Raw genomic sequence first — 17707 nt, 5'->3', positions numbered from 1 at the left:
TATGGTGGCGGTTACAGGATCCAGCGCCATATTACAAATTCGTGATGTGGTGAAAACCTATCAAATGGGTGATCAGCAGGTCAGTGCGCTTAAAGGTGTATCGTTGCAAATCGAACAAGGTGAATACGTTGCCATCATGGGACCATCCGGTTCGGGTAAATCCACTTTAATGAATATGATTGGCTGTTTAGATGTCCCCACTGCCGGTAGCTATTTATTGGAAGGCGAATCGGTGGGGGAAATGGGGGAAGATCAGCTCGCGGCTATTCGTAATCAAAAAATCGGCTTTGTATTCCAAACCTTCAATCTGGTGCCGCGGGTTAGTGTGTTCAGTAATGTGGAATTACCGCTTATCTATAAAGGGGTGGGCAAAGCTGAACGTCGTAAAATAGCGGAACAAGCTATTGAATCGGTGGGGTTATTATCCCGTAAAGAACATAAACCCAATGAGTTATCTGGTGGTCAGCGTCAACGGGTGGCTATTGCCAGGGCATTGGTCTGCAATCCTTCTATTATTTTGGCCGATGAACCGACCGGTAATCTGGATACAGAAACCGGTGACGAGATCATGAAGTTGATGAATCAGTTAAATGAAAAAGGCCATACCATTGTATTGGTCACGCACGAAGATGATATTGCCGAGAATGCGAAACGGGTAGTGAGACTCAAAGACGGCCTTATTGAAAGTGACAAATTACAGTCGCAGAAGTCGTTAAATAGTGCCGCGAGTTAACCGGCCCGCTCAGATAACAAGTGAGAAAAATGAATGAAATTAACACTCGATATCAGTGAATCATTCAAGATAGCGCTGGCAGCGCTGCAAGCCAATAAAGCGCGCGGTGGACTCACCGCGTTAGGCATCATTATTGGTATTGTGGCGGTGATTACGACAATGACAGCAGCCAATGGTTTGCAGATTTCTTTCCGTGAGTCTTTTGCCTCGGTGGGCTCCGATGTGCTGTATGTTTCCCAGCGCCCCTGGATCCAGAATGGGCCTAATTTTCAATATCGCAATCGTCCGGCCATTACCATGAATGAAGTCGATAGTCTGGAGCGACGATTACGCGGTCGGGCGGTGGTCAATCCCAGTATGGGCCGCAATCAAGCGGTGAAGTATGAAACAAAAGTCATCGACAATTCTCGGGTTATTGGTACCACCGACAAACAAGTTATTGTGTCTAATATGGTGCCGGAGAAAGGCCGGTTTTTAATGCCTTTTGATGTTGAATATAAGAAGCATGTCGCGGTGATTGGTTCTGAAATTGCCGAAGGATTATTTGGCGATTTTGATCCCGTTGGGCGCAAGTTCAAAATAGGCATGCATAAATTTACCATTATTGGTGTGATGGAAACGCAGGGGGGCAGCATTTTTGGTGGTCCTAATTATGATCGTCAGATTTTTATTCCCATTACCACTTACAGTAAAGTTTTTGGTAACAGCGGTGGGCGTTCCAACGTGGATATTGCCATCAAAGCACCCTCACCGGATGTGATGGAAGACTTTGAATATGAAGTAATTGGCGAAATGCGCAAAATTCGTGGTTTAAAGCCTATCGAAAAAGATGATTTTTCCATTAATAAACTGGATAGCTTACTCGATGCCTATAATTCGATTATGGGTGTGGTGGTCTTGGTGGGCTTAGCCATTACCGGCATTTCATTGTTTGTTGGCGGGGTGGGCGTGATGAATATCATGTTTGTCTCAGTCACCGAGCGCACCAAGGAGATTGGTATTCGCAAAGCCATTGGTGCCCGGCAACGCAGTATTTTAATGCAGTTTTTGTTTGAAGCCGCGGTGATTTGTTTATTTGGCGGTATCGTTGGGCTAACGATAGCCGCGCTGATTACCGAGTTACTAAATCAAACCTTAATGCCTGCCAGTTTGTCATTGGGCATTATCATCATTGCTCTGGTGGTTTCAGTCTTGGTTGGGGTGATTTCCGGTTTTGTACCGGCTTATCGCGGTGCCAAACTCGATCCCATTGAAGCGCTCAGATACGAATAGTGAGATAAAAAATGAGATTATTAGATACCTTTGTTATGTCACTAGGCGCGATACGCAGTAATAAGTTGCGTTCTGGATTAACCCTGTTCGGTATTATTCTTGGCGTGGCGTCCATCATCGGTGTCATGACCGCAATTTCGGTTATTCAGGGCACTATGGAGCGGGAAATGACGGTTCTTGGCACCCAGACCTTTCAGATCCAAAAGTGGCCGAACGGATTTAGCAGTGATGAGCAGCGCCGTGAAGCGATGAAGTGGCCACCGGTGACGCTGGAAGAAGCACAGGCCATTCGCGACAACGTGCAGTCGGTAGATTTAGTCGGTACCGAGTTTTGGGATGGTGGTAAAACCGCCAGTTATAATGGATATACCACAGAGCCTATTGTGTCGTTATGTGGTGGCTCACCAGAGTATGCCGAGAATAATACTCACTTTATCGCCAATGGCCGCAATATTTCACGAATGGATATGCTGACGGCCGCCAAAGTGGTGGTGATTGGCAATACACTGGCCGAGGAACTGTTTCCCTTTACCGATCCGATTGGCAAAACCATTCGGGTGGATGGACGCAAATTTGAAGTTATAGGAGTGTTCGAGAAAAAAGAGTCCGCTTTTGGTGGTCCTTATGAAACGCTGGCGCTGATGCCCAGTGATACTTATACCAATATCTACGGCATGTTTTTCGATAACGGCTTTCCCCGTTCAGCCAATGTGACGATTCATTCCAAAACACCTGAGTTGCTGCCGGATGCTATTGAAGAAGTACGTGCGCTTATCCGTCGTATTCGTAACGTCAAACACAATGAACCGGATAACTTTTATTACTTCACCAGTTTGAGTCAAATTGATCAATTTAACGAGTCGACCAAACCGGTCAAAATCGGCGCATTTGTGATGGGGGCGATTGCCTTAATTGTGGCTGGTATTGGTATTATGAATATCATGCTGGTATCGGTCACCGAGCGAACCAAAGAGATTGGTATTCGCAAGTCATTAGGTGCTAAACGCAGCAATATTCTGGTGCAATTTTTATTTGAGGCCGTCGTGCTGTGTAATGTCGGTGGCATTATTGGCATCTTTCTTGGCTTCAGTTTGGGCAATATCATGTCAGCAATGACCAATTTTCAGGCCAATATTCCCTACGAATGGGCGCTGTTAGGGATGGGGTTCTGCAGTTTTATCGGTATCGTGTTTGGTATGTTACCGGCGATTAAAGCCTCCAAACTGAACCCGATAGAAGCATTGCATTACGAGTGATGTTGATTAATTTTAGGTGTTGAAAAAAGGGCTGAAGTATCAGCCCTTTTATTCAGGACGTATTATTTTGCCGCTTTAAAACGCTGTTCGGCGGCCATGGCTAAAAACATATAGTTGGTGGCACCGCCTCCCATCACATATTCAGTCTGCTGCCAGAAGAATGGCCAGATTTTTAGTTCCGGCAAATCCGGACGAATGAGCGCTGTTCCTGAAATTACGCCGCCGGGAATATGTGACCAATCAGCCCGATTAACACCATAGGCCACTAGCGCCGATTCGGATCCTACCCCAGAAGCGAAGGATTGGCTGTTATTACCCGGGTGGACGCCCAAAACAAAATTCAGCGCGTTTAAGTAAAAATCACTGCCGGTCAGTGCTGGCCAACCCTTGTTAAAGAAATACTGGTGTACACCAAATTGCTGTATCGTCCAGCCCGCTCCCCAAATATTGGGTTTGTATGGCACGCCAAAGGGCGAATCTTCAGCTTCTTTGCGCAGTTGTTGTTGATAAGTATCCACAGCGGCCGTCACGGCTTGTTTGAATTGACTGTTATCAATGGTGGCTAGGATATGGCCAATTGCCCAGCCGGTATCGGCAATATGCTCAACGATATAGTCCTGTAAGGCAAATAGTTGTGACCGGTAATGGTTGTTACCCGTGCTAAGCAAGAGTTCGGTTAAGGCAAACACTTGGGAGTTGCGATGCTGTGGTTTGAATTTATCTTTGTTGTCGATGGCGGCCTGGTATATGGCTTTAGCGGCCTCAAGAGATTCTTTAGCAAGATCAGGGTTATAGTCCACTAATACCCGAGAAGCGGCAGCTAATCCACCCGCCACATACAATTCACGACCCGGATTTTGTTCCGTAAAGACCCACCGGTCATCCTGTTTACCGGAGTGAACACCCTTGACTTGATCAGAGGACAAGTTGTTATCCTGATATAAACCGTCAGTTTGACTACCGGCATCACCCAACATGACGTATTGACGCACGGTGGGAACAATAATGCCCCGATATAAACGTCCCATCGAGCGGTAGCCGCCTAACACCGTAAGCAAACCATGTTCAATCTGTTGCAGGGCATCGGATTTACCATCGGGATGATGAATTTCAACCAGCTCTTTATCCTGATCAATCAGGGTGGCGTCATAATCAAGGCCAAATTCTTCCACCATCATACTGAGTAACCAGACGGTGCCAATTTGTGATTCAACCCGCAGATCGTAATCACCAGCATCGTGCCAGCCACCTTTATTCAACTGTGGCACCCGTTCACCGGGAGTGAAATCCGTTAAGGTGGAAGTACCGGAAATATAACCGTCGAAATGATTGAGGTCTGTCGGTGCCATTAACGCGTCATCATGGTGACAGTGATCATGCCAGACCCGATATTTTTCGTTTACGCGCATATGGCACATTTGTACCGGTAAAAAATACTCCAGGGTGGGCTGCCAGGTGTGGCGGCTATATATATCGCTGGAAATACTGAAGGGATGGCTTTTTTGACCACGGTATTCCAGTTGATACATACCCGGCTCGCGAATAGCGGAAAAATCGAAACTGGCATATTGATAGCGCAAAAATTTCCCCCACGCTTTCGTGGCCGCTGTGTAGACTTTTTGTTGACCGCTTTCGGTTAGTTTATACAGCGTCATATCTGATGTGCTCTTGTCGCTGCCATCCTGTTCGATAATGGCAACTTTTTGCTGATCGGGGTGATAACCTATTTGCGATACCTGAATCACCGGTTGATATTGCCAGTCTTTGATCACGTGGGGGGTGACAATCCATTCGATGGCGTTTTTAGTTGCGCCAGCCGGCACCAGTGAGCGGACAATAAACCAGCCGTTGTTGTGATTGGTTCGTCCATCCCATAAGGTAAGCGTGTTATTTTTGGCCTCAATACTTATGCGTTGACGGTCTGATTCGGGGGCCACAACCAGCTTATTGCCACTCCCAAGCGGGGCGGCTAACACTTCGCCATCTTGCTCAATAAATGGGCCATTGGGCTGATGTGGGAATATGCCCGTTTGGTCATCCATCAACCAGGATTTACCAAATAACAAACCCGGAAAAAGCTCAAAATTAAACCCGACTTTACCGATCCACTCCTTGGGTAGCGGTTGGTCTAAATCTACGCTGATTTTAAAACGGTTATTGTTTAATGCTTCGACATTGACCTGATAACTGAACTTCAGGTCAGGATAAATAATCGGATTAAAGCCGGTACGGTCTTTAGACGGGTCGGGATAGGACAGCGTTTGAGTAATACGATTATGTGCTTTGTCCAGCGTTTGCTTACCGCCTACGGGCACGGGAGACCATTGACCGGGTGAAGTTTCAAGGCGCAGGTCACCATTGGCGGCAACTCGTTCACCGTGTTGAATAATGGTGACGCCAGTTTGATGTCCATCTGGATAAATATCGGCAAAGGAGGTCACATTGAGGCCGGGCATTTCCAAATAACCTTTATCATTTAATTTTAATTGTGCTGCGTTAGTGGGCAGCACCATGATGATTAATAGGCTGAGTAGTATTCGCTGCATTAGAATGTTCCGTTTAGTTGATTGTTTATCATTATAAATAATATAAGTAAATCAAATGTTTAACTAGGCAATATCAGTAATGTAACAGCTGATAAGACCAATGTAACAACAGCGCATTTATAAAAAATTAGGCAAAAATTGATTGAATACGTATGTAATTTTTTTATTTTACTCGTGACCCTTGGCGTCATTGGTTAGTATCGGTTGCTTAACAAACCTATAACAAAATCATCGATTAAAATCGCCTCGATGACCTAAAGAGAATGACACGATGCAAAAAAACAAACCGGAACTGAGTTTCTGGCAAATCTGGAATATGTGTTTTGGCTTTTTGGGGATCCAGTTTGGATTTGCCTTGCAAAATGCCAATGTGGGACGGATTTTCGAAACCCTGGGTGCTGACTATAGCAATATGGCGATTTTGTTTGTGGCAGCACCAATTACGGGCTTGATTGTGCAGCCGATAGTGGGATATTTCAGCGACAATACCTGGAATCGTTTAGGTCGTCGCCGCCCCTATTTTCTATTAGGTGCGATTACCGCGAGTATAGCGTTATTTGTCATGCCTAATTCACCAGCATTATGGTTTGCTGCAGGGATGTTGTGGATTATGGATGCCACTATCAATGTGTGTATGGAGCCTACTCGGGCTTTTGTCGGTGATATGTTGCCCAAGCAACAACGGGCATTAGGTTATTCCATGCAAACATTTTTCATCGGGGTCGGCGCAGTCGTCGCCTCATCATTGCCTTGGATGATGACTAACTGGTTTGAAATCAGTAATACCGCCGCGGCGGGGGAGATACCGGAGTCAGTGAAATTTGCTTTCTATGCCGGTGGTGTGGTGTTGTTGTTGGCGGTGTTATGGACAGTCTACACTACTAAAGAATATTCGCCGGAGCAGTTACAAGCGTTTGACACTAGCGAGCAGGAATTATCCCATCAGGATGCTGTTAGAGTGGTAAAACGCTCCTCTGAAAAGTATACCAAAAGCGGCCTGATATGGTTGCTTATCGGCTTTATACTCACCGCGTTAGTTTATAGCAATCTTGCCATACTGGATAAGGGCTTGTTTATTCTTACCGGTGGCGTTGCGGTATTTGGTTTGTGTCAGTTAGTGGCAGGATATTTGGATAGAAAAAACGCGGCTAGCAACGGATTTTCCTCGGTGATGAATGATTTATTTGCCATGCCAGAAACCATGAAACAATTGGCCGTGGTTCAGTTTTTCTCATGGTTCCCGTTTTTTGCGATGTGGACCTATTTAACTGCCGCCATAACCTCCCATCACTTTGGCAGTACCGATCCGACTTCTGTGCTGTATAACCAAGGTGCAGATTGGGCTGGAGTATTAAGTTCGGTGTATAACGGGACCACTATTTTTGCCGCGATGGTGATTCCGCTGGTGGTAAAACTGTTTAACTTGCGTATTGCCCATATGATTAATTTATTTCTGGGCGGCTTTGGCTTTATTTCTTTCTTGTATATAGATGATCCTCAATGGTTGATTTTGTCTATGGTCGGCGTCGGTTTTGCGTGGGCTTCAATTCTTGGCGTGCCCTATGCGATCCTGTCTAACGCACTGCCCAGCGCTAAAATGGGGTTATTTATGGGCATATTTAATTACTTTATTGTCCTACCGCAAATTCTGGCTGCCAGTATTCTCGGTTTTGTGGTGACCAAATTATTTGATAGCCAACCTATTTACGCCCTAGTCGTTGGCGGTTTCAGCATGTTAATTGCCGGCGGTATGACCTTGCGAATTGACGCAAGATCAGATGTACAACTGCAGGAATAATCAATAATGAAAAGTCATAAATATATAAAATCCATTCTACTATTGTTAAGCCCATTATTGGTATTGAGTTGTGCGGGGAAGAGTGAACTCACTAGCGCTAAACAAGCCACGACAGATTATATAGGCACCCACGAGCCATTTGCGGCAGAAGCGATATATTTTGTGATGACCGATCGGTTTGTGGATGGTGATCCGACTAATAACCAACCCGAACAAGGCGGTGCGCACCCGACCTTTAACCTTGAATTAACAGGGCCGGATGGTCGCACTGCCAATGTGGGTTATATGGGCGGGGACTTTCAGGGGATTGTCAACAATGCCGATTATATTCGGGATATGGGCTTTACCGCAGTTTGGATCTCGCCGATTGTAGATAACCCCGATGAGGCGTTTACGGGGGATAAACCGATAGAGTTTGGCGGCAAGTTTAGAGATGGCGGCAAAACGGGTTATCACGGCTATTGGGCGGATAATTTCTGGCAGGTAGATGAACACTGGCCGTCTAAAAACCTGAGTTTTAAACAAATGACTCAGACCTTGCGGCAGCAGTATGGGTTAAAAACCGTATTGGATATTGTTGCTAATCATGGTTCCCCCTCCTTTACGATGCCAAAGGATCAACCCAAGTATGGGGAAATTTACGATCAACAATGGCAATTAGTCGCTGACCATCAAAACGTGCTACCGGAGCAGCTCGATAGTACCAATCCGTTACATCAATTTTTTCGTCATACGCCCGATTTAGCCCAGTTATCCAATTTGGATGATCGCAATCCGCAAGTGCGGAATTATCTGATAAACGCTTATTTATACTGGATCGACCAAGGCGCTGATGCCTTTCGTATCGATACCATTAAACATGTTCCCCATGATTTCTGGAAAGCCTTTAGCGATAAAATCAGAGCCAAACATCCGGGCTTTTTTATGTTTGGTGAGGCCTTTGATTACAATGCCGAGCATATTGCTGAACATACATTGGCTAAAAATGGCGGGATCAGTGTACTGGATTTCCCTGGCCAACAAGCCATGGTCAAGGTTTTTTCCGATCCTGATAGTGACTATGCCGATTTGCTCGGTTATTTGCATTTAACCGGTGGTCCGTATGCTAATCCTTATGATCTGACCACCTTTTACGATAACCACGATATGGCCAGAATGAATGCCAGTGACGATGGTTTTATCGACGCACATAACTGGTTATTTACCAGCCGTGGTATTCCAGTTGTTTATCAGGGTTCGGAGATGGGATTTATGCGCGGTACCAGTGAACATGAAGGTAATCGCAATTATTTTGGCCAAGCGGGAATTCAAATGTCCCGGCAACATCCTATCCATCAACATTTGGCCGCCATAGCCAAAGTGCGTCAAGCGATACCGGCGTTGCAACGAGGACTACAGTTGAATGTTAAGCTGCAAGGTCAACAAGCGATATTTTATCGCGTACTGCAAACCGGTGAGATTGCCCAAACCGCATTGGTATTACTAAATAAATCGGATCAGCCAATGGAATACAATGTTAGCGATTATATGCAATCGGGAGAATGGCAGGAGGCTTTAAGTGGCAATACGCTGCGGGTGCAGGATAGCTTATCCAGTCGAGTGGCAGCACATGGTGTGCAAGTTTGGCTGCATAATGGTCGGGTTCAGGGACAAGAGCTACAACAACGTTTAACCGAATTGATGCGGGATAAATAACAGCAACGAGTGGCGAGCATCGAGCGACGAGCTAAAACCAAAATCCTGTTGATCCTGAGCCATACTAAGTGACTTTAGTCACGAACATTTTTCTATGTCCCTGCCTGTCACGTTGCTGATTAAATGTATTTCTCTGTGAACTCCGTGTCTCTGTGGTCAATATGGTTTTCTCTTTGCGCACTTAGAGGCTGCGCGTGAGGATGGTTTTTAGCCAGTCAGTTTGGTCATCCCCGCGAAGGCGGGGAACCAGAGTTTAGCTCGTGGCTCGAAGCTCTATCCCTCAAATAAAAAAATGCCGTTCATTTGAACGGCATTTTATTTTGCTAAAAACGAATCCGATTATTAGCTTTTGCTGCTTGCCTGAGTTGCTTCAGTCAAGCCACGGTTAATATCCATGACATCTTGTTCGCTTAGCGTACCTGCGGCTAATTTCAGACTGATGTTACTGATAATATAACCGTAACGGGCACGGGCCAGATTACGTTTGGCATCGTACAGGTTACGAGTACTGTTTAATACATCAACAATGGTACGAGTACCGACATCAAATCCTGCTTCTGTGGCGCTTAATGCGCTTTCTGCAGACAGTACGGCTTGTTGCAGAGCTTTGATGCGCGAAATAGAGGCGGTGACATCATAAAAGTTGGAACGCACATTACGTACCACGGTGCGGTGAATACGTTCACGCTCCTGACTATCGGCAATAAAGTTTTCACGAGCAACATCGACCGCGGCTTCGGTACCACCACCGGCATAAATGGGGATATTTAGATTAAGGCCAATATACGTTGAGTTATATCGGTTATTGGAATTAATGTCGTTCAACTGAAGGTTGGTATTATTGTTAACGTTTTTAGTTGAACTGGCACGTGCTGTCAGGCTTAGATCTGGGTAGTGACCGGTTTTAGCCAAATCAATATCTTCTTTGGCGATATCCACTGCAATATTGGCGGCTAGTAACTGGGTATTGTTGTTGTCAGCCAGACTTAACCAGTCTTGAACATTAGTCGGGGCGGGATCACCGGCACTGAAGCGCTGAGTATCAAGTACCAGCAAGTCGCGATGGTATGCACCGGTAATTTCACGCAATCCTTCGAGTTGAATTTCAACTGCATTACGAGCGCTAATTTCTGATGCGACCGCGTTATCAAATAACGCTTGAGCTTCGTGTACGTCGGTTTTGGCGGTTAAGCCCACCGCAAAACGCTGTGAAGTTTGCTCTAACTGACGCTCAATGGCGCGTTTTTCAGCTTGGGCAAATTCCAAATCGTCTTGTGCTTGTAAAACGCTGAAATAATTGCTAACGGTGCGCACAATTAAATCTTGCTTTGCCACAGCAAAATAGGCATCGGCTTGGCTAGCAACTAGCTCGGAACGATCTAGCCGAGCATAATTGGCGGCATTATAAAGTGACTGATTCAGGTTTAAAGTGGCACCATTAGCTCGGCTATTGGCGTCACCATCAGAGCGACTAGCCGATAAACCTAGAGAAATCTGTGGTAACAGACTGGCACGGCTAACATCAATTGATTTGAAGGCAGCATCTTTACTGGCTTGAGCTTTGAGTGTTGCTGGATCATTTTGTAATGCTTGCTGATATACCTGGTAGAGGTCATCTGCAAAAGCTTGGGAGGCCACGCTAAAGCCCACCAGCACTGACAGTATGGTTTTTTTCATGTGTGTTCCTTTGTTTTTCATTTTTTGCGGCTAGTGCAATTTCTAGAGTTTGGTTTTATATGCGGTTAAAGTCTATGAAAATCAACCGCTAAGTGTAAGTAGTTTGTCGTAACACAGCGTATCTAAGTGTAACAGGATATGTTGGTTAATAAATTACCTAGCATATCAATCATTCCCAATCCTAGTTGCGGGTTGATAATACTATTTGAGTCAAAACAATGTAAGCTATTAGCGTTTATCTTTAGGTTAATTATCTGCTCATTGGGGAGTTATTTTGTCAGACGTAAAACCGATAATGTTTAATTTTAACCATCAAGACATTGAATTAATCGGCAAACGGTCGGTGTATCAGGGCTTCTTTAAATTAGATGAATATCGCTTTAAACATCGTTTATTTGCCGGTGGTTGGAGTAATGAAGTCGCCCGCGAAATATATCAACGTAGTGATGCGGTGGCCGTATTGCCTTATGACGTTAAGCGTAATGAGTTAATTTTAATTGAACAGTTACGTATTGGCGCCATGCAAAGCGACAATAGTCCGTGGTTGCTGGAATGTATTGCCGGTATGATTGAGCCGGGCGAAGAAGCCTTGGATGTGTGTCGCCGAGAAGCACAAGAAGAAGCCGGGCTTGAACTGGGGCGCATACATAAAGCGTTAAGTTATTTATCCAGTCCTGGCGGTACTACGGAACGTTTGCATATTTATATTGCCGAAGTGGATGCGCAATATGCTGGTGGGATCCACGGGCTGGATGAAGAAAATGAAGATATACTAGTACATCGTGTGCCATTATCCACGGCGTATGAATTATTGGAACAAGGTAAAATTGATAATGCCTCCACGGTTATTGCATTGCAGTGGTTGGCACTAAATAAAGGTAAACTCATTGAACAATGGTCTTAACAGTAAATTGTCTGAATCGCGTAAACGGGGAAAATACGTTCCTAATTTATCGCGCTTGCAGGCGACTTGTGATGTTAATTACGCACGTCTGATTAAACTCATCCCCGAGTGTGATGATGATTCGCTTAAATATCGATTTGATAATGGCAAAGATGTCTCCTATGCGGTAAAAATTATCGAATGTTGCCCGTACACCACAACTATCGAAGTGGAGCAGATCCATGTGGGGTTACCGGATTATATTCAGCCACGCATGCAGGTACGACTTTATCACGATGTGAAGATGGCTGAGGTGATGAAAAGCCAGCATGTCAGCGCGGCTCAAGGCAGTTATTCTTACCCCAATCCGCAAATGCACCAGCGTAATGAAAAAGAAATGGTTAATTTATTCTTAACTGAATGGTTAGCATTTTGTCAGCAACATATTGCCAGTCGAACCGCATTACAAAAGCGTAATTAACCGTATTCACGATATTAAAAACCGTAGATGTCCTCACCATTATTAATCGCCCAGATCTCCGATTGTCATTTATTTGCCGAGCAGGATAAAACCGGTTACGCCGATATTGCCCCTTATCATTCATTGCAACGGGTATTGGAGCTGGTGGTCACTCATCGGCCAGATGTCCTGCTAATTAGTGGCGATATTAGTGGTGATTATTCTCGGCAAAGTTATCGACATTTACAGCAACTGCTGTCGACAGTCGGTACTTTGCCGGTGCATATGATTGCCGGGAATCATGATGATCGAGCGTTGATGCAAGGTATTTTTCCGGCTGAACAGTTATTGGATTTAACCCCGGCCGAATATGGTAGCTGGAAATTGCATGGTTTAAACAGTCAGGCCAAAGGTACGTTAGGCTATGTTTCAACCCAGCAATTGGAACTGTTGACTAAACGGGTTCATCAACACGCGGCACAGCATCATATTGTGGCAGTGCATCATCATCCAATTGCCGTGGATGGCTGGATGGACAAACACCAGTGGACCAATCGCCAGACTTTTGTCGATCATATTGCAACATTACCCGCCATAAAAGCCGTGGTGTATGGGCATATTCATCGAGATGTACACCATCAGCTGCGGCAGTGTGACTTTTGGGCCTGTCCATCAACTTGCTGGCAGTGGGGAGATAATGCCGAATTTGGTTTAAGTCACCAGCAACCGGGATTTAGACTATTACGCTGTTTTGATCAGGGGACGATAGAGTCGCAGGTCTATCGACTACCTGCCTGACTCTATTGTTGTTATACCTATACCAATAAGGTGGATTCGCTGGTGATTACCGCTGAGCCACCGATACGTATGGTGAGTTGAGTATCTTCTTTATTATCCATTTCGATTGATAACATACTTTGGCGTTGATCGTTGGCTCCTCGTTGTACCGAGAAAATATGAGTCCCCCGTTTGGTATTCGGGTTTTGACATAGATAATTAGCAAATTGAGCCATTACCGGTGCGACGGGGGGATCTTCGTGGCTGGCAATATCCGGTCCGACTAGGCGAACATGGAAATCGGCTTCGTTGTTATCGGTATTATTTGAAAACAGCAAAATTCCGTGAGCAATGGAGGCCGGTGCCGATGAATGACTCCATGCGTTCATATCAAATCTGGCCGCCCGCACCGCATTGTAGGATTTGATTGGAACAATCAGGTATGGAATATCACAAGACACGATTAACGGTTGATGTTGATCAAAACCAATATCGGCAGGAATTAATGACAACATCGACGCTAACTCTTCCCGTGTTGGTACAAAGTGATCAATCAGGGCGCGGGTTTGTTGAGACTGAATGATTAACCCTGGCTCGCCATTGTCATTGGTGACATAGACTTGCGACACGTTTTGATCGTTTTTGAAAAATAGCGGAGTGTGAGAATCTAGCGGTAACATTTTTAAGGAAGTAAGTACCTTGGAAGCCGCAATTAACGTATGGGTCGCTGGCTTAAGTTCTTTTTTAGCCGCATTAAAGATACGTATTTTTTTACTGTTTTTTTCATCATCATTGAGGATAAAAACCGTATCAGAAGCATTATTTTCATTGGCAATCAGCTGCATTTTTTCAGCACTGAGTCCGTCTGCTTGTGGAAAAACAGGAATTCTGGCCCCATTAAAGGGTTTATGGGTAAATACATCGGTGGTATAAAATCTATATTCCATGTTGAATTCCTGCCTGTTGTAACCAATTTAATAAAATTAAGATAATCAAGGATGTAGCCGACAATATGCCACACTTTATTTTGTACTGTCACGGTTTTCAGAGTTCCCCTCAATCAATCAAAGCTTTAGCCACCCGTCAGTTTTTTGCCCAGCATTATCCCGCTGTTCGACTCGCTACACCGCAGTTACCCTGTTATCCCAAAGCGGCAATTGAACAACTGGAAAACTTGCTGCAACAATACGCTGGTTGGCAATTGGGCTTTATCGGTAGTTCGCTTGGCGGATATTTGGTCACTTATCTGGCCGAGAAGTATGGCGGACGAGCGGTGATGATCAATCCAGCGGTAAAACCATACGAACTGTTGCGAAATATGGACGAAGAATTAGTGCAGCCGTATACCGGCGAGATATTTCGTTTAAATGCACAGCATATGCAGGATCTTAAAACCGCCGACTGTGAGTTGTTAAAACGGCCGGAAAATTTATGGACATTATTACAAACCGGTGATGAAACACTGGATTACCGTCAGGCCGCTGAAAAATATCAGTCCAGCAAATTGACCATAGAGCAGGGCGGTGATCATAGCTTTGTGGGATTTGACAAACATTTGCCAGAGATAGCTCGGTTCCTTCTCGAATCAGAAATATAGTGGGGGCTATCCGGCTTTTTGCTGGTTAGATCAGCAACCGGTGTTTTTTTAGTTCACACCGGTTGTTTCCAACACCGATTTGGCGTAAAAACAATGTGATATAAAAGATAAAAGAAAGATGGCGACGGCCAATATTTTTCCATCTAATAAATAAGAGTAGTGCGCACCTATGTCTCAATATAATGCTGAATCGATTGAAGTCCTCAATGGTTTAGAACCAGTCAAACGCCGCCCCGGCATGTATACCGATACCACGCGGCCTAATCACTTAAGTCAGGAAGTGATCGACAACAGTGTCGATGAAGCGTTAGCCGGTCATGCAAGTAGCATTAAGGTCATTTTGCATGCAGATCAATCGATTGAAGTGATTGATGATGGTCGTGGTATGCCGGTGGATATACATCCTGAAGAAGGCGTCTCCGGGGTGGAATTGATTCTGTGTAAATTACATGCCGGCGGTAAGTTTTCAAATAAAAACTATCAGTTCTCCGGTGGTCTACACGGGGTGGGTATTTCGGTGGTTAACGCGTTATCGACCCGGGTTGAGGTGACAATCCGTCGCGATGGCAATGTTTACCAAATCGCGTTTGAAAATGGCGATAAAGTCGAAGAATTGGCCATTATTGATACCTGTGGCAAGCGCAATACCGGTACCCGTGTGCACTTTTGGCCCGATCCCAAATATTTTGATTCGGCCAAATTTTCGGTGGCTAAATTACTCCATGTGTTACGTGCCAAAGCGGTATTATGTCCGGGTTTACGTATTCGTTTTGATGACAAAGTTAATGGCGGTACCCAGGAATGGTACTTTGAAGATGGCTTAAAAGATTATTTGTATCAATCGGTTCAGGAATTTGTTTGTTTACCTGAAAAAGAACCTTTTGTGGGCGCCATCAATGCGTCTAATGAAGCTGCTGACTGGGCGGTAATGTGGCTGCCTGAAGGCGGCGAAATGGTTACCGAAAGTTATGTCAACTTGATCCCCACCGTACAAGGCGGTACCCATGTTAACGGGTTGCGTCAGGGCTTGTTGGAAGCGATGCGTGAATTTTGTGAATTCCGTAATTTGGTACCGCGGGGTATTAAGCTCAGTCCCGAAGATATTTGGGATCGCTGCTGTTATATTCTCTCAACTAAAATGCAGGACCCGCAGTTTGCCGGGCAAACTAAAGAGCGTTTGTCATCCCGTCAGGCGGCCGCCTTCGTCTCTGGTGTGGTGAAAGACGCTTTTAGTTTATGGTTAAACGAACACACCGATGTCGCTGAACAATTGGCTGAAATGTGTATTGCCAATGCGCAAAAGCGTTTGCGTCAAAGCAAAAAGGTGGCGCGTAAGAAAGTCACTCAAGGCCCAGCTTTACCCGGCAAGTTAACCGATTGCTCGACTCAGGATACCAGCCGCTCGGAATTATTTTTAGTGGAAGGGGATTCGGCCGGTGGTTCGGCCAAACAAGCCCGTGATAGGGATTTTCAGGCCATTATGCCGCTGCGCGGTAAAATCCTGAACAGCTGGGAGGTTGATTCCTCACAAGTGCTGGCTTCGCAGGAAATTCACGATATTTCCGTGGCATTGGGTATTGATCCTGATTCCACCGATTTGACTGACTTACGTTACGGTAAAATCTGTATTCTGGCCGATGCCGACTCTGATGGTCTGCATATCGCGACCTTACTCTGTGCCTTGTTTGTGCGCCATTTCCGTACGTTGGTGGAACAAGGTCATGTGTATGTCGCCATGCCCCCTTTATTCCGTATCGACGTAGGTAAGGAAGTTTATTACGCACTGGATGAAAGTGAAAAGCAGGGAATTTTGGACAGAATAGAAGCCGAGAAAAAACGCGGTAAAGTTAACGTGCAGCGTTTTAAAGGTCTGGGCGAAATGAATCCTCTGCAATTGCGTGAAACCACGATGGATCCTAATACTCGGCGTCTGGTACAGTTAACCATTGATGACAGTGTGCATATGATGGAATTAATGGACATGTTATTGTCCAAAAAACGTTCTCCCGACCGTAAAGAATGGCTGGAAAACAAAGGCAATATGGTTGAATTGGTTTGATTGCCTGTCACAAGGAACAAAAAATCATGAGTCTACCAACATCTGAGACCGAATTGGATTGTGACCTCGATCAAGGCTGTGATGCGATTGATATTATTATTCAGCCAAGAGCTAAAGACTTAGGTGAGTTTTCAGTACGCCGCACGTTACCGACTAAAGAGCGTAAAATGGTGGGGCCGTGGATTTTCTTTGACCATATGGGACCTGCGCACTTTCCGGCTGGTTCGGGAATTAATGTACGACCTCATCCACATATCAATTTAGCCACAGTGACGTATTTATTTGAAGGCGAGATATTGCATCGGGATTCGCTTGGTAACTGTGCCACGATAACCCCCGGAGATATTAATTTAATGGTGGCAGGGCGGGGAATTACCCATTCCGAGCGGGAACGTCCTGAAGTAAACCAGGTTGATCATGTATTGCACGGTCTGCAATTATGGTTAGCCTTACCCGAAAAAGATGAAGAAATCGATCCTGCTTTTTATCACTATCCAGCAGACAGTATTCCGGTCACAACAGTTAATGGTGTGCCACTTAGAGTATTAATGGGGTCGGCTTACGGGGTGACGTCACCGGTACTCACCTATGCCGAAACTTTGTATGTAGAAGCTCATTTGCAAGCGGGACAAACATTAATATTACCTAACAGTGAAGAGCGCGCCATATATGTTGCTAAAGGCGAACTAAAAATTAAAGATCGCCTGATCCCGGAATTTTCCATGGTTATTTTGTCTGCGGCAGAGGGGGTAACCATCGAAGCCACAAAAGAGGCCAGGATTGCCTTGATCGGTGGAGAAAAAATGAATAAACGCTATATTGAGTGGAATTTTATTTCCAGCCGTAAAGAACGTATTACCCAAGCAAAACAGGACTGGAAGGAGGGACATTTTCCCAAAGTTGTTGATGACGAGCAGGAATATATTCCTCTACCAGCCAATTGATTAACAAGCG

14 protein-coding genes are annotated in these 17707 nt (G+C 45.2%); 11 read left to right on the top strand and 3 right to left on the bottom strand.

What is annotated here, in order from left to right; genetic code table 11:
• Position 1: 1 nt before the first annotated feature.
• From ACTD55_RS09855 to ACTD55_RS09845, 3 genes are read left to right on the top strand one after another with little or no spacing between them, the layout of a single operon-like run.
• A complete protein-coding gene (locus ACTD55_RS09855; protein ID WP_438864159.1) occupies positions 2–733 on the top strand; it encodes an ABC transporter ATP-binding protein in 732 nt (243 codons plus the stop codon).
• Between the two features lie 33 nt (positions 734–766).
• Positions 767–2005 carry an ABC transporter permease gene (locus tag ACTD55_RS09850; RefSeq protein WP_438864158.1) on the top strand — a complete coding sequence of 413 codons (1239 nt, stop codon included), beginning with the start codon at positions 767–769 and terminating at the stop codon, positions 2003–2005.
• An 11-nt stretch (positions 2006–2016) separates the two neighbouring features.
• Positions 2017–3261 carry an ABC transporter permease gene (locus ACTD55_RS09845; protein WP_438864157.1) on the top strand — a complete coding sequence of 415 codons (1245 nt, stop codon included), beginning with the start codon at positions 2017–2019 and terminating at the stop codon, positions 3259–3261.
• Positions 3262–3323: 62 nt separating this feature from the next.
• Here the strand turns inward: ACTD55_RS09845 and ACTD55_RS09840 are convergent, their stop codons facing one another.
• Entirely contained in the window at positions 3324–5807 is a 2484-nt protein-coding gene (locus tag ACTD55_RS09840; RefSeq protein WP_438864156.1) for a glycoside hydrolase family 9 protein, read from the bottom strand.
• A gap of 271 nt (positions 5808–6078) precedes the next feature.
• On the opposite strand from ACTD55_RS09840, the gene ACTD55_RS09835 reads away from it, so the two are divergent.
• Together ACTD55_RS09835 and ACTD55_RS09830 are read left to right on the top strand one after the other, a co-directional pair.
• Positions 6079–7605 carry an MFS transporter gene (locus tag ACTD55_RS09835; RefSeq protein WP_438864155.1) on the top strand — a complete coding sequence of 509 codons (1527 nt, stop codon included), beginning with the start codon at positions 6079–6081 and terminating at the stop codon, positions 7603–7605.
• Between the two features lie 6 nt (positions 7606–7611).
• Positions 7612–9300, top strand: a complete 1689-nt coding sequence (locus tag ACTD55_RS09830; protein ID WP_438864154.1) for an alpha-amylase family glycosyl hydrolase — start codon at positions 7612–7614, stop codon at positions 9298–9300.
• A gap of 342 nt (positions 9301–9642) precedes the next feature.
• On the opposite strand, the gene tolC is transcribed toward ACTD55_RS09830, so the two are convergent.
• On the bottom strand, positions 9643–10977 hold the full coding sequence (gene tolC / locus ACTD55_RS09825) for an outer membrane channel protein TolC (RefSeq protein WP_438864153.1): 1335 nt from the start codon (positions 10975–10977) through the stop codon (positions 9643–9645).
• Between the two features lie 295 nt (positions 10978–11272).
• Between tolC and nudF the strand changes: the two genes are divergently transcribed.
• From nudF to ACTD55_RS09810, 3 genes are read left to right on the top strand one after another with little or no spacing between them, the layout of a single operon-like run.
• Entirely contained in the window at positions 11273–11881 is a 609-nt protein-coding gene (gene nudF / locus ACTD55_RS09820; protein WP_438864216.1) for an ADP-ribose diphosphatase, read from the top strand.
• Positions 11865–12341, top strand: coding sequence for a DUF1249 domain-containing protein (locus ACTD55_RS09815; protein ID WP_438864152.1), 477 nt, complete (start codon positions 11865–11867; stop codon positions 12339–12341). The genes nudF and ACTD55_RS09815 overlap by 17 nt, the downstream gene beginning before the upstream one ends.
• Positions 12342–12368: 27 nt before the next feature.
• Complete coding sequence (locus ACTD55_RS09810) at positions 12369–13118, top strand: metallophosphoesterase (RefSeq protein WP_438864151.1); 750 nt, start codon at positions 12369–12371, stop codon at positions 13116–13118.
• A 17-nt stretch (positions 13119–13135) separates the two neighbouring features.
• Here ACTD55_RS09810 and ACTD55_RS09805 read toward each other — a convergent pair whose 3' ends face one another.
• Positions 13136–14044, bottom strand: coding sequence for a PhzF family phenazine biosynthesis protein (locus tag ACTD55_RS09805; RefSeq protein ID WP_438864150.1), 909 nt, complete (start codon positions 14042–14044; stop codon positions 13136–13138).
• 65 nt (positions 14045–14109) lie between these two features.
• On the opposite strand from ACTD55_RS09805, the gene ACTD55_RS09800 reads away from it, so the two are divergent.
• The 3 genes from ACTD55_RS09800 to ACTD55_RS09790 all read left to right on the top strand — a co-directional run bounded on the left by ACTD55_RS09800 (position 14110) and on the right by ACTD55_RS09790 (position 17697).
• Positions 14110–14694: a YqiA/YcfP family alpha/beta fold hydrolase gene (locus ACTD55_RS09800; protein WP_438864149.1), complete on the top strand. Its 585-nt coding sequence runs from the start codon at positions 14110–14112 to the stop codon at positions 14692–14694.
• 169 nt (positions 14695–14863) lie between these two features.
• Positions 14864–16753: a DNA topoisomerase IV subunit B gene (parE, locus tag ACTD55_RS09795; protein WP_438864148.1), complete on the top strand. Its 1890-nt coding sequence runs from the start codon at positions 14864–14866 to the stop codon at positions 16751–16753.
• Between the two features lie 26 nt (positions 16754–16779).
• Positions 16780–17697, top strand: coding sequence for a pirin family protein (locus ACTD55_RS09790; RefSeq protein ID WP_438864147.1), 918 nt, complete (start codon positions 16780–16782; stop codon positions 17695–17697).
• The last annotated feature ends 10 nt before the right edge of the window (positions 17698–17707 follow it).

This window comes from Neptunicella sp. (assembly GCF_048268085.1).
In the GTDB taxonomy this organism is placed as follows: domain Bacteria; phylum Pseudomonadota; class Gammaproteobacteria; order Enterobacterales; family Alteromonadaceae; genus Neptunicella.
The sequence above is the reverse complement of the archived record's forward strand: the minus strand, read 5'-3'. Positions and strand labels throughout refer to the sequence as shown.

Bases quoted from the DNA above. Each gene is read 5' to 3' on its own strand.
- ACTD55_RS09830 (WP_438864154.1), top strand. From the start codon at position 7,612: ATGAAAAGTCATAAATATATAAAATCCATTCTACTATTGTTAAGCCCA.
- ACTD55_RS09855 (WP_438864159.1), top strand. From the start codon at position 2: ATGGTGGCGGTTACAGGATCCAGCGCCATATTACAAATTCGTGATGTG.
- ACTD55_RS09800 (WP_438864149.1), top strand. From the start codon at position 14,110: ATGCCACACTTTATTTTGTACTGTCACGGTTTTCAGAGTTCCCCTCAA.
- ACTD55_RS09790 (WP_438864147.1), top strand. From the start codon at position 16,780: ATGAGTCTACCAACATCTGAGACCGAATTGGATTGTGACCTCGATCAA.
- ACTD55_RS09845 (WP_438864157.1), top strand. From the start codon at position 2,017: ATGAGATTATTAGATACCTTTGTTATGTCACTAGGCGCGATACGCAGT.
- ACTD55_RS09840 (WP_438864156.1), bottom strand. From the start codon at position 5,807: ATGCAGCGAATACTACTCAGCCTATTAATCATCATGGTGCTGCCCACT.
- ACTD55_RS09805 (WP_438864150.1), bottom strand. From the start codon at position 14,044: ATGGAATATAGATTTTATACCACCGATGTATTTACCCATAAACCCTTT.
- parE (WP_438864148.1), top strand. From the start codon at position 14,864: ATGTCTCAATATAATGCTGAATCGATTGAAGTCCTCAATGGTTTAGAA.
- ACTD55_RS09850 (WP_438864158.1), top strand. From the start codon at position 767: ATGAAATTAACACTCGATATCAGTGAATCATTCAAGATAGCGCTGGCA.
- tolC (WP_438864153.1), bottom strand. From the start codon at position 10,977: ATGAAAAAAACCATACTGTCAGTGCTGGTGGGCTTTAGCGTGGCCTCC.
- ACTD55_RS09810 (WP_438864151.1), top strand. From the start codon at position 12,369: ATGTCCTCACCATTATTAATCGCCCAGATCTCCGATTGTCATTTATTT.
- ACTD55_RS09835 (WP_438864155.1), top strand. From the start codon at position 6,079: ATGCAAAAAAACAAACCGGAACTGAGTTTCTGGCAAATCTGGAATATG.
- nudF (WP_438864216.1), top strand. From the start codon at position 11,273: ATGTTTAATTTTAACCATCAAGACATTGAATTAATCGGCAAACGGTCG.